Here is a 13,055-nt window from a genome sequence, read left to right on the forward strand (position 1 = left end):
CTTTATTTAGGAAGAACTTGACAAACAGTAAACATCTCTAAGTCAAAATGTTCTTTGGCTTTCTGTGCTAGTTCTTCGATTGTTAGACTTTCTAACGTATCGACAACGTCAAATAAATTCATTTCATTAAATTGGTAGCGTGTAAACTGATTCGCAATGTATTCCGGGGAATTAATCGCTCTAAGAAAAGCACCAATTTTTTTCTTAATAGCACGAGTAACCGCTTTTTCATCTAACGGAGAACTTGTAAATGCCTGAACCATTTCTTCAAGTGTACGAACTAACTGATCTGGATCTTTCGTATCTCCACCGATAATTGAAAATCCAAACCCTTTCTCTGCTGAATAATCAAAGGAAAACGAATCGTCAATTAGCCCCTCATTGTATAATTTCTCATAGTTACTCGAACTTTGACCTAGCATTAAGTCTAATAGGATGTTAATACTCAATTCATGCTTTAACAGTTCACTCCCTTGTTTCGTTTGTTCCTTTTCCTTAAAGCCTACTAAGCATTTTGGGGTATGAACTGACATTTTTAAGACTTCCTTAGTCTTTGCTACGGTCGCTGGTTCCTGATCAAAAATACGCTCAATCGTTTGCATCTCTTTAAACGTTTTCTTCCCTTGGTTTTCTTTTACTAGTTGAAAGATCGCTTCTGGTTCAATAGCCCCGACCACAAATAACACCATGTTTTTAGGGTGGTAAAAAGTCTCATAACACGTATAGAGTAAGTCTTTGGTAATTTTATCAATTGACTCTATGGTACCAGCTATATCAATTTTTACCGGATGATGATGGAACATGTTTTCAATAACTCCAAAATATACTCGCCAATCTGGATTGTCATCATACATCGTTATTTCCTGCCCGATAATTCCTTTTTCTTTTTCAACACTTTCCTCCGTAAAGTAAGGATGTTGAACAAAGTCTAAAAGGGTAACTAAATTCTTCTCTACCTCAGATGTACTTGAGAATAGATAGGCAGTTCGGGTGAAACTAGTAAATGCATTAGCTGATGCACCTTGTTTACTAAATAATTGGAAAACGTCTCCTTCTTCGTCTTCAAACATTTTATGTTCTAAGAAGTGGGCAATTCCATCTGGCACTTTTATAGACTCTTTATCCCCAATCGGAATAAAGTTATTGTCAACAGAGCCGTACTTTGTCGTAAAAGTGGCATACGTTTTATTAACCCCTTCTTTTGGTAAGATATAAACTTCTAACCCATTTTCTAGCGTTTCGTGATACAACGTTTCATTTAATTGTTCAAATAAGATTTGCTTCATTTACTTCTCCCCCTTCCCTTTTAAAAAGTAAATGGTGTCAAGTTGGACCTTCTGGCCTACTTTAACAATATCCTCTTTTGTCACTTGGTCAATCCCTGTTAACCAATCATCAATTGTTCTTTTTTTAGTCGCAATCGCATTATGGTGTAGTAATTCTACATAACCTCTTGCTACATCTACAGTCTCTAAAATCTGATTTTTGATAACTGCTTTTGTTTGTTCAATTTCTTTTTCTGTAAAATCTCCACTTTGCATACTTTTTAACTGTTCCTTAATGATTGTTACGGCCTGACTATAATTAGTAAATTCAATGCCAGACATAACCATCAAGATACCTTTATGGCTTTCATAACGCGAAGATGCGTAATATGCTAAGCTTGCTTTTTCGCGAACATTTATAAAAAGCTTTGAATGGGAGAAACCACCAAAAAGTCCATTAAACATTTGCATCGCAAAATAGTCTTCATCATTATATGTCGTAGCAGTTCGAAAACCGATATGCAACTTTCCTTGTTTAATATCTTGTTCTTCAAAGATCTCGTTTTCTTTCTCGACTTTCTGATTGCTGTTAACGCTAACTTCTTTTCTATCCCTAGTTAGACGATTCCCTGGGAAAATAAAATACTTTTCAACTAATTTAGAGATCTCTTCTGTTTGCACATCTCCGACAATGTATAAATCAATGTCGTCATTAACTAACATGGCCTGATATTCCTCATAAATCTGCTCAGGTGTTACTGCCGTGATTTCTTCTTCATAGCCCCATACAGAAAGTCCATATGGTTCGTCTTTGCACATCTCTTCCGTAATCCTCATATTGGCATAACGTATTTTATCATCAAAGATAGATTGTATTCGCTGACTTAAATTTCGCTTTTCATTGTTTACAATTGAACTCTCAAAGGCATTATTTTCTTTCGTTGGCTTTAAGAGAATTTCGGCTAAAAGCTTAATCGTCTCTTCAAGCAGAGGTGTTTTATCTTTTAAATATTTTTCATTTGCCACATCCATTCGAAACGACAAGATTTGATTTTCACCTTTTTTGCTGACATCAACACCAAGTGTTGCACCGTAAAGTTCGTCTAAATAACTTCTAATTTCTAATCTAGAAGGAAAAGTCTCAGTTCCGCTTTGTAAAATGTAAGGTAATAGCGCACGTTTTGTCACAGTTTCTTTATTTAGCGGTGTTCGAATATGTAAGACGATTGTATTCGTTTTATATTTATTTGTTTCAATCACGTGAAGGTTTATCCCATTCACATTTTGCTCTGTTAATTTCGTATTCAATAACCTCACTCCTTTTTTTTCCATTTTCACATAATCTGTTACTCATTATACCCTAGTTACAAAAAAGAGACCATGTTAGTGGTCTCTTCATTAGTTTATACTCTTTTTCGTAATACATGAAACTTAAATTTATCTGAGCGAAAATAATTTATTGAATAGAGGATTGGCCTTTCCCGATCATCATAATGCATTTGCTTTAGAACTAATAGTGAGGTCTCAGGTTCACAATGTAAGATTTCAGATACCTTTTCATGATAGCCAATCGGCTCAATCTGGGTCAGAGCATAAGAAATTGTTGTACCCTCTTTTTCTAAACTATCAAAAATTGATTGAGCATCATGTGAACTGTAATTAGGTAAATATTGTTTAGGAATTTTGTCTAAGCAATACACTACTGGTTCCTCATCTGCAGTACGAACTCGCTCGACAACAATTAAATCATCAAAGTTTTCAATTTGGAATTTTTCCCAATCATCACTTGTTGCCTCAACAATATTTGACGACAAAAAAATAGTTCCAGGTTTTTGATTTCCACGTCTTATCATTTCTGTAATACTAAAAAGTTCCTCAATCCCCGATGAAAAAAGTGGTTTGCTACAGATGAATGTACCAACACCATGCCGTCTCATTATTACACCTTCATCTTCAAGAATTCTAAGAGCTTCCCTTAACGTTGCCCTACTAATTCCTAATTGCTTAGAAAGTTCAAATTCAGATGGAAGGCGTTCACCTGCTTCATATGCACCTGTTTCTATATCGTTCTTTAATTTATCAATTACTTGTAAATATAATGGTCTATGATCAGCTTTTATCACTATTTTTCCCCCTACAAGACGTAAACGCATAAATTTATCTCTACATCTTCACGAAAATTAGTTTTTTTGTTAGTGTTACAAACTTTCAGTAAATATATGTTCTAATCTAACCAGACGAAACATCATCTTCAGCTTTTTTCGATATAAGAACTTCCCGTGGTTTACTTCCCTCATATGGACCAACTATGCCTCGGGCTTCCATCTCGTCAATTAACCTTGCCGCCCTTGTGTACCCAATACGGAAACGACGTTGAAGCATTGATACAGATGCTGTATTCATTTCTATTACTAAATCAACAGCTGACTCATACAGCTCATCAGCAACCTCACCAGTAACTTGCTCTTCATCCTTTGTCATCATTTCTTCTTGATACTGTGCCTTCTGCTGGGCAATAACAAAATTAACAACATTTTCAACCTCATCGTCAGAAAGAAACGCACCTTGAACTCGAACTGGTTTTGAAGCCCCTACAGGTAAGAATAGCATATCACCTCTACCTAGTAGTTTCTCAGCCCCACCCATGTCTAGGATGGTACGAGAATCTATTTGAGAAGAAACACCAAAGGCAATGCGCGAAGGAATATTTGCTTTAATTACACCCGTAATTACGTCTACAGACGGTCTCTGTGTAGCAATAATTAAGTGTATGCCTGCTGCACGAGCCATTTGAGCAAGTCTAGTAATACTATCCTCCACATCACTTGAAGCAACCATCATTAAATCGGCTAGCTCGTCCACGATCACAACTATATAAGGCAATGTTGGTTGTTTCGCTTCATTTTTTTCATTTTGATTTACAATTAACGTATTATAACCTTCGATATTTCTCGTGCCAGTATGAGCAAATAGTTCATAGCGACGTTCCATTTCATTTACAACTTTTTTCAAAGCTTGAGAGGCTTTTTTCGGTTCAGTAACAACGGGAGCTAATAAGTGTGGAATTCCGTTGTATACGTTTAGCTCAACCATTTTAGGATCAATCATCATTAATTTAACTTCATGGGGCTTAGCCCTCATCAAAATGCTCACAATAATGCCGTTAATACATACACTTTTTCCGCTACCTGTTGCACCAGCTACCAACAGATGGGGCATTCTATTTAATTCAGCCAAAATAGGATCTCCAGAAATATCTCGACCTAGACCTATTAATAGCTTTGAAGCATCAGGATACGCATTCGTAGCCTCTAAAACTTCTTTTAACGTAACAATCGCTACTTCTTGATTAGGTACTTCTATCCCAATTGCCGACTTACCAGGAATAGGTGCCTCGATACGTATGTCTTTTGCTGCTAAAGCTAAAGCAAGGTCATCTGCTAGATTAACAATCTTACTTACTTTCACACCGATGTTCGGATATACCTCGTACTTGGTTACCGCAGGACCTAAATGAACCTTCGATACTTTCGCTTTCACTCCGAAACTCTCAAGCGTTTGTTCTAACTTTCTGGCATTTGCAGAAATATGTTGTCTTTCTTGAGATTGATTATTTTTCTTTGGATTATTCAATAAATCTAGAGTGGGAACTGCATAATGAATATTCTCTTGAACTGCAACTACACCTGTTGTTTCAATGTTTATATCAATCGTTTCCTCTACCTCTTGCCCCTCTTTTGGAACATTACTCTCGGCTTTTTTGTTTTCTTTAGAATTGTCGTATGCTTTACTAGCAAAATCATAAATGATTGGCTCAGGTTGTTGTGCTGTTTCTACTGAGGTTGTTTCTGATTGTGAGCTAACGACCACAATAGGTTCTTTGTGAGCGATTTGCTTTTTCTTTTCTTCCCATTTGTTTGTAAACTGTTGCTGCACACTAATGAAATATTGTTTTAACGAATGAAACACACGCCCAAAGATCGTCCCAATTTGAGTAACAAAGCTTAACAGGAGATCTGTAAACGATTTACCGGTAATTAAGATAATCGCGGTAATTATCATAAATAAAGAAAAAACAACTGTTCCACTTGATGCAAATAAAAAATGAGTAATCGCAAAGCCGATGGCACCAACCATACCTCCACCTAAATCATTAATGGCGATATCACCTTGGAGTTGAAGCCAGTAAAGTTCCCAAGTATTGCGAATGACTGAACCATCTATGAAATCACCTTGTTTAGAGAAAAGATCAAATAGTCGAATATGACTTAATAAGACAATTGCAAAGACTAATAAATACACACCAAGTAATCTTCTCGTAAAAAAGCTTGGAACTTTTCGTTTAATCATTAAATAAAGTGACGTAACAAATAATCCAATGGTAAGGGCTACATGCCACTCCCCTAGGAAAAATCGGAATAAATGAGTTAAACCTTGTCCAACACTACCAAGTCTAGCAAAAGCAACCGAGGCTAATACAATAAGGAATAATCCTACGAGTTCAAAACTGAGCTGTCTTTTCCACTCTACTTTTTTTTGTTTTTTTCTTGTGGCCATTGTTTCACCTCTATACTAAAATCTATGAAAACATCAACAAGTATTTCTTATAAAGTAAGTAAGAAGAAGCAGCCGAAGAAAAAACGGCTGCTCTTAGTGATTGTTGCTACTTTTTTCTTAAGTATGCTTATTATACCATAACGACAACTCGAAAAACTAGATAAATGATTTAGCTAGGCTGCTTTCGCAAAATTAATAAGGTTTGATGGGCATTTTTTTCTAAGTTAACACTAAGTAATCCATAATATACTTATTCGAAACGGAAAACTTTGAACCAAAAAGTTTACGAAAAGAGCCTTGAGCTAAAATAAAGAAATCATTTTTCCAGGTGTATAGTTCTCATTTAAAAATGCATTTGGATCAGTACTTAACAGGCGAACGACTCTGAATTCCCTCATTGACACTTGCTCTAAGACTAATTGTCCTTCTTGGATCTCAACGGTTATTTGATTTTGGGCTGATTGCTCTTCAGGATAAATTAATTCTTGAGGAACCGGTGTATACAAAATCATTGCACTAACTCCCCGCTATTTTGAATTCCACGTCTTTGTTCAATTAGCTCGTTTAATTTTTTGATTGCTTTCCCAATTCCACCTACTTCATTAATAAGTCCATATTTTACAGCATCGGGTCCCACAACATTTGTACCTATGTCTCTAGTGAGATTTCCTTTTGAGAACATTAATTCCTTAAACTTATCTTCCGTGATTGTAGAGTGACGAGTAACAAATTTAATGACACGTTCCTGCATTTTATCTAGATATTCAAATGTTTGTGGCACCCCGATAACTAAGCCTGTTAAACGTACTGGATGGATCGTCATTGTAGCGGTCTCAGCTATGTAGCTATAATCAGATGCAACAGCGATTGGTACCCCAATAGAATGTCCTCCACCTAAAACTAATGTAACTGTTGGTTTTGACATAGAAGCAATCATCTCAGCAATGGCCAGACCTGCTTCTACATCTCCACCAACTGTATTTAAGATAACAAGCATTCCTTCAAGCTTTTGATTTTGTTCCGCCGCGACAAGCTGCGGAATGACATGCTCATACTTCGTCGTTTTATTTTGCGGTGGCAGTTGCATATGCCCTTCAATTTGACCAATAATTGTGAAAACATGTATGTTTGATTGTTCCATTTGCGGAACATTCGTTTGACCCAATTGTTGTATTTTTTCAACAATACTCGATTGTTTTTCCTTTTGATCATCAGGTTGTGTTTCAGCTTTTTGGTAATCCATATTAATCCTCCTCTAAATATAAGCTAATAGTAGTATGAGGAGAGTGAAGAGGATTTATGAATGATTGTTAACTTTTATAAAATTAGAATTTTGGGAAACAGCCTTTTTAAAAGGCTCTTTTCGTAAACATTGTGGCTTTTTTATCCTAAAATAATCGGAAAAATAACCTAAATGAAGATATCACCCAATAAATTACGTAAGAAAAGAGCAGTACCTACTAAATTAGTGGTAAATTCTTAGTGATTTGTGTAAAAATCCGGTTTTTGGGATTTTTACGAAAGAAATAAACTTTGCGAAAACAGCCTTTTTAAAAGAAAATAGTTGTTGATCCCATAGAGATCAACAACTATTTATGATAATCGTACGTATCGTTAAACCTCCATAATGATCGGTAAAATCATCGGTCTACGACGAGTTTTTTCAAAAAGATGACGACTTAAAACGTCTCTGATGTTACTTTTTAAAGAAGACCATTCATTAACATTTTCTACCATACACTTCGTAAGTGTTTCTGTAACTAAAGCACTTGCCTCTTCTAACAGCTTTTCACTTTCTCTTACGTACACAAAACCTCTAGATATAATATCTGGACCTGAGATAATCACGTTATTTGCCTTGTTTAATGTCACCACAACGACTAGAATACCATCTTTTGAGAGAAGCCTACGATCACGAAGGACGATATTGCCCACGTCACCAACACCAATGCCATCAATTAGGACATTTCCTGATGGGACTTTTCCGTTTAGCTTTCCATCTCCATCTATGAATTCAATAACCTCACCTTTATCAATTAAGAAGATCCGATCTTGTTTAACTCCACAAGTTCTCGCTATTTTGCTATGAACATGTTGCATGCGAAATTCGCCATGGATCGGTACAAAATATTTAGGTTTCATTAAATTCAGCATTAACTTTAATTCTTCTTGGTAACCATGACCCGAAGTATGTACTTGTTTTTGACCAAAGATTACATCAGCACCAGTACGGAACAATAAGTCAACAATTTTCGTTACAGATTTCTCATTTCCTGGAATAGGTGTCGCAGAGATAATAATCGTGTCGGATGATTTTATCGTTATCTGTCTATGAGCACCTTTAGCCATTCTTGAAAGAGCTGACATCGGCTCTCCCTGACTCCCAGTTGTTAAAATAGTAATTTCATCATCAGAGTACTTATCAACATCTGCTATATCAATAAGAGTTCCATCGTTAACATGTAGATAGCCTAACTCCATTGCAATAGAAACAATTCTTAGCATACTACGTCCGGATACCGTGACTTTACGCTTTGTTTTTTGTGCAGCATTAATAACTTGTTGAACACGGTGGACATTTGAGGCAAATGTTGCAACAATTATTCTACCTTTTGCACCGTAAAACGCTTCTTTGATTCCTTGTCCAACGACACTCTCTGACATAGATACTCCAGGCCGTTCAGCGTTTGTACTATCAGAAAGTAAGCATAGAACACCTTTTTCTCCAATAGTTGCCATTTTGCCAATATCAGAATAAACACCATCAACTGGATTTTGATCAAACTTAAAGTCACCAGTGTGAACAATCGCGCCATGAGCTGTTTCAATACATACACCAACAGAGTCCGGAATGCTGTGATTAGTCCTAAAGAAATTCACTGTTGTCGTACCTATTTTCAATTGCGATTTACCATCAATTAGCCTTAAATCCACACTCTTGTCTAGACCTTTCTCTACTAACTTGCCCTTGACAATACCAAGCGTCAATTTTGTACCGTATACAGGGACATTGAGCTTTTTCATGATATATGGAAGAGCGCCAATATGATCTTCATGACCGTGAGTTAAAATAATTCCTCTTACACGTTCCAGATTTGCTTCTAAATACGAAATATCGGGTATGACAATATCAATACCAAGCATTTCATCATCTGGGAACATTAAGCCTGCATCAATGACAATGATGTCTTCGTCAACCTCTACTACATACATGTTTTTACCTATTTCACCGACACCGCCCAAGGCAAAAACACGTACTTTATCTGTCTCTTGCTTTATCAACGTCATTTGTTCCTCCCATATTAAATTTTTTCATTTACTATAGCCCCGAACTAATCACTTGTTTGTAGTATAACTTATTCTTTTGTTCTAGGACAAGAACATTTATGTAGAAATGGTAAATTAATTTAATTCTTTACCCGTCTCAAAGGAAATAGAGAGCAGATAAAAAGCCTTAATCATCACGATCAAGGCTTGAAGTAATGTTACTCTAGATAATTTTCTTTAACAATTCAAGTTCTTCTTCGGTTAATTCTACAAGAGGTAACCTAACATCTCCTACATCCAAACCTTTCATTCGGAGAGCTGCTTTTACTGGTGACGGATTAGGAGCCATGAATAACGCTTTAACGATCGGTAGAAGCTTTTGATGTAACTTAGCAGCCTCTTGAATTTTTCCAGCATAAAATGCTTGGAGCATTTGTTTTAGATCGTTTCCAACCACATGGGAAGCAACTGATACAACCCCATTCCCACCTACTGCTAGAACAGGTAGAGTTAAACTATCATCACCACTGTAAACAAAGAAATCATCAGGAGTTCCTGAAATAATTGACGTTATTTGATCAAGATTACCACTAGCTTCCTTCATAGCAACAATATTCTCAATTCTTGCCAAATCTATAACAAGCTCTACAGACATATTAACGGTTGAACGACCTGGAATATTATAAAGCATAATGGGTAATTGAGTACTAGTGGCAATTGCCCTAAAATGTTCATACATACCACTTTGAGAAGGTTTGTTGTAATATGGTGCAACAAGCATAATACCATCAACCCCAATAGCTTCTGCTTGCTTTGTTAGTTCAATTGAACTCGCAGTACTATTACTTCCAGTTCCTGCAATAACAGGAATTCTCCCAGCTACTACATTAACCGTATGCTCAAATAAGGCAATCTTTTCACTTGTAGATAATGTTGGGGATTCTCCCGTTGTACCTGCCACAACTAACGCATCTGAACCATTTGTTATCAAATGTTCAATTAAATCTGTTGTTTTTCCATAATCAATTTGGCCATTACGATCAAAAGGTGTTACCATCGCCGTAAGCACTTGCCCAAAATTCACGTTTTTCACCCTTTCATTACCATTACTAACTCATAATGCCATTATATTCAAAAACTCCACATCTGCCATTAATCGAAGAGAAAAGTTGTATTTTAGTTTTAGTTAATTTGGTCAAGTTTAAAGATTTTGTGTAACGTATTTACAGCTTTTATTTTGTCTTCTTCTTTAACTAAAACCCAAATGGTCGTATGAGAATCTGCAGATTGGAGAATTGAGATGTTTTCATCAGCTAAAGCACCAACAATCTTTGCAGTTACTCCTGGAACGCCTGTCATTCCTGCCCCAATTGCTGATACCTTGGCACAATTTTTCGTCACAATTGGTTCGTATCCCATTTGCTCTAGTAGCTCTATCGCTTTGTTTGTATTTTCGTCAGAAATAGTGTAAACCACTCCCATTAGGTTGATATTAATAAAATCAACACTAATTCCTTCGTTTGCCATAGCTTTAAACACTTGTGCTTGAAGATTGTAATCTCCATCTTTGGCTAGAACTTTAATTTGCGTGACATTTGAAACATAGGCAATTCCGGTGATTAATCGTTCTTCAACATCCATCCCTGCTTTGTTTCTATTTCCAGCTGATACTAGTGTACCCTCTAAGTTGGAGAATGTTGAACGTATTTTTATTGGCACTTTCGCATTCATGGCGATTTCAACTGCTCTTGGATGGATGACCTTTGCACCTTGATAAGCCATGTTACAAATTTCATTATAAGTAACCGTTGCAATTGGTTTGGCATCATCTACAATACGTGGGTCGGCTGTCATAAGGCCTTCGACATCTGTGAAGATATCTACCCACTCGGCTTGAATAGCTGCACCAATAGCGGTAGCAGAGGTATCACTTCCTCCCCTCCCTAATGTTGTTAGTTCCCCATTTTCTGACACACCTTGAAACCCCGTCACAACAACAACATCTAATTCAGTTAGTTTTTGTAGTAAGTTCTCACAGTCCATTTCAATGATCTTTGCATTAGAGAAATCTTCGTTTGTTCTAAAGCCGGCCTGAGCCCCTGTCATTGCAATGGTTTTTAGTTTAAAACTTGCTAGTAGATTACAGAATACAATTGAAGATATTAACTCTCCACAAGACATTAATAAATCTAATTCTCGTTTACCAACATGTGTCTGAGCAGTTCCACCGACTAAATTTAAGAGAGTATCAGTAGAGTAAGGATCTCCCTGCCTTCCAATCGCCGATACTACCACAACAACTTTATATCCTTCTTTTACCGCAGCCAAAACATGCTGGGCTGCTTGGGTCCTAGCTTCTTCATTTTTTAATGAGGTTCCACCAAATTTTTGAACAATAACCTTCATATTCCACCTCTTTATCGTATTTCAACTGCATATTTCTTTTCACAACTTAAAATAGGCTGATTTAAAAGGGCACCCCAAGATAAACAGTTGTTTATCAATTTACCAATCGTAGTTGGGGTCACTGCACGCTTTTAAAATCAGCCTTTAATTATATAGGGTTCTTATTTTAATAGGCCTAGTTTCACTAAGCTCTCTGAAATTTGAACTGAATTCCAAGCTGCTCCTTTTAAAAGGTTGTCAGATACAACCCACATATGGAAGCCTTTTTCGTTATCTAAATCTTGACGAATTCTACCAACAAAAACGTCATTTTTACTTACTGAGTTAATAGGCATCGGATAAAGTTGGTTGTTAATATCATCCTCTAGTACAACACCAGGAGCTTCTGTAAACATCTCCTTTAGTTCAGTAACCGTTAAACCAGTATGTTCTGTTTCAAAGAATACGGATTCAGAGTGCCCTGTATCAACTGGAATCCTTACGCAAGTTGCAGCAACATGTAATTCTGGCATATGCATAATCTTCTTCGTTTCATTGATCATTTTCATTTCTTCAAAGGTAAATCCATTTTCTTGAAACTTATCAATTTGCGGAATAGCATTGAAAGCAATTTGATAGTGCTTTTCGTCACTTCCACAAGGTAAAATTTCTGGTGTGAATTCTTCACCTGCTAAAATAGCAGCTGTTTGGTCTTTCATTTCTTTAATTGCCATCGCACCTGCTCCACTTACTGCCTGATACGTAGAAACTATAACCTTTTTTAATCCATATTTTTTGCGAATTGGCTCTAATGCTACGACCATCTGAATAGTTGAACAGTTTGGGTTCGCAATAATTCCATTATGTTTGTGCAAATCATCTTCGTTTACTTCTGGAACTACTAATGGAATCTCTGGATTCATCCTAAATGCACTTGTATTATCAACAACAATTGCACCTCTTTGAACAGCCTCTGGTGCTAATGCTTTTGAAACGGAACCACCTGCACTAAATAATGCTAACTGAACTCCTTCAAAGCTTTCAGGAGTAGCTTCTTGAATAACTACTTCCTCACCTTTAAAAGTAAGAGTCTTACCAGCTGAACGTTTTGATGATAGTAATGTAAGTTTAGAGATTGGAAAATTGCGCTCTGCTAGTGTTTTCAGAATTTGTTCTCCTACTGCACCTGTTGCTCCAACTACCGCTACATGAAATCCTTTTTCAATTGCCATGATAAGTTGATACCCTCCTTATATTTAGAGAAATTTAGACCGCCAATAAGGCTACTGCCTAAATCTTAAAATACTATCATCAGATTTTAATAGTATTTTAATTGTTAACGTTCTAGTAGTTCTTCTTTTGAAGAAAAGAAAGATGATAATAACCCTCTGATGAAAAACTGGCTTTTCGCTAGACTTACCGAACTAGGCAGTCTACTAGCGAAAGCCTTTGTTTTTCCCCCATGTCAAGCACCACTACAATAAAAAGTATTAAAATTATGTGGTAAAAATGACAGTTAAATAAACAATACATTCTTTAATTTATTTCAGTGATTATTATCCTATCTTTCTATTATACTTA

Annotated in this window: 10 protein-coding genes; all 10 read right to left on the reverse strand. The window is 36.3% G+C overall.

Annotation, left to right across the window (positions count from 1 at the left end; genetic code table 11):
• Nucleotides 1-2 precede the first annotated feature (2 nt).
• Nucleotides 3-1,286: an EF-P 5-aminopentanol modification-associated protein YfmH gene (gene yfmH / locus DS745_RS16380; protein ID WP_129079312.1), complete on the reverse strand. Its 1,284-nt coding sequence runs from the start codon at nucleotides 1,284-1,286 to the stop codon at nucleotides 3-5.
• Nucleotides 1,287-2,582 (reverse strand): EF-P 5-aminopentanol modification-associated protein YfmF, encoded by a 1,296-nt coding sequence (gene yfmF, locus DS745_RS16385; RefSeq protein ID WP_338324557.1) that lies wholly within the window; start codon nucleotides 2,580-2,582, stop codon nucleotides 1,287-1,289.
• A gap of 86 nt (nucleotides 2,583-2,668) precedes the next feature.
• On the reverse strand, nucleotides 2,669-3,391 hold the full coding sequence (locus DS745_RS16390) for a GntR family transcriptional regulator (protein WP_129080060.1): 723 nt from the start codon (nucleotides 3,389-3,391) through the stop codon (nucleotides 2,669-2,671).
• Between the two features lie 103 nt (nucleotides 3,392-3,494).
• Nucleotides 3,495-5,822, reverse strand: coding sequence for a DNA translocase FtsK (locus tag DS745_RS16395; RefSeq protein ID WP_129079314.1), 2,328 nt, complete (start codon nucleotides 5,820-5,822; stop codon nucleotides 3,495-3,497).
• 302 nt (nucleotides 5,823-6,124) lie between these two features.
• Nucleotides 6,125-6,334, reverse strand: coding sequence for a YlzJ-like family protein (locus DS745_RS16400; RefSeq protein ID WP_129079315.1), 210 nt, complete (start codon nucleotides 6,332-6,334; stop codon nucleotides 6,125-6,127).
• A complete protein-coding gene (locus DS745_RS16405; protein ID WP_129079316.1) occupies nucleotides 6,331-7,065 on the reverse strand; it encodes a ClpP family protease in 735 nt (244 codons plus the stop codon). Before DS745_RS16405 ends, DS745_RS16400 begins: the two co-directional genes overlap by 4 nt.
• 371 nt (nucleotides 7,066-7,436) lie before the next feature.
• Complete coding sequence (locus DS745_RS16410; RefSeq protein WP_129079317.1) at nucleotides 7,437-9,110, reverse strand: ribonuclease J; 1,674 nt, start codon at nucleotides 9,108-9,110, stop codon at nucleotides 7,437-7,439.
• A 202-nt stretch (nucleotides 9,111-9,312) separates the two neighbouring features.
• Nucleotides 9,313-10,173 carry a 4-hydroxy-tetrahydrodipicolinate synthase gene (dapA, locus tag DS745_RS16415; RefSeq protein ID WP_129079318.1) on the reverse strand — a complete coding sequence of 287 codons (861 nt, stop codon included), beginning with the start codon at nucleotides 10,171-10,173 and terminating at the stop codon, nucleotides 9,313-9,315.
• A gap of 98 nt (nucleotides 10,174-10,271) precedes the next feature.
• Entirely contained in the window at nucleotides 10,272-11,495 is a 1,224-nt protein-coding gene (gene dapG / locus DS745_RS16420) for an aspartate kinase (RefSeq protein WP_129079319.1), read from the reverse strand.
• A 161-nt stretch (nucleotides 11,496-11,656) separates the two neighbouring features.
• Nucleotides 11,657-12,706, reverse strand: a complete 1,050-nt coding sequence (gene asd, locus DS745_RS16425) for an aspartate-semialdehyde dehydrogenase (protein ID WP_196121277.1) — start codon at nucleotides 12,704-12,706, stop codon at nucleotides 11,657-11,659.
• Nucleotides 12,707-13,055: the final 349 nt, after the last annotated feature.

The sequence above is a fragment of the Anaerobacillus alkaliphilus genome, from assembly GCF_004116265.1.
Classification (GTDB): Bacteria; Bacillota; Bacilli; order Bacillales; family Anaerobacillaceae; genus Anaerobacillus; species Anaerobacillus alkaliphilus.

What these genes read in the sequence shown, in the direction of transcription:
- yfmH (WP_129079312.1), bottom strand. Translation starts at nt 1,286, where the DNA reads ATGAAGCAAATCTTATTTGAACAATTAAATGAAACGTTGTATCACGAA.
- DS745_RS16395 (WP_129079314.1), bottom strand. Translation starts at nt 5,822, where the DNA reads ATGGCCACAAGAAAAAAACAAAAAAAAGTAGAGTGGAAAAGACAGCTC.
- DS745_RS16400 (WP_129079315.1), bottom strand. Translation starts at nt 6,334, where the DNA reads ATGATTTTGTATACACCGGTTCCTCAAGAATTAATTTATCCTGAAGAG.
- DS745_RS16405 (WP_129079316.1), bottom strand. Translation starts at nt 7,065, where the DNA reads ATGGATTACCAAAAAGCTGAAACACAACCTGATGATCAAAAGGAAAAA.
- DS745_RS16410 (WP_129079317.1), bottom strand. Translation starts at nt 9,110, where the DNA reads ATGACGTTGATAAAGCAAGAGACAGATAAAGTACGTGTTTTTGCCTTG.
- dapG (WP_129079319.1), bottom strand. Translation starts at nt 11,495, where the DNA reads ATGAAGGTTATTGTTCAAAAATTTGGTGGAACCTCATTAAAAAATGAA.
- asd (WP_196121277.1), bottom strand. Translation starts at nt 12,706, where the DNA reads ATGGCAATTGAAAAAGGATTTCATGTAGCGGTAGTTGGAGCAACAGGT.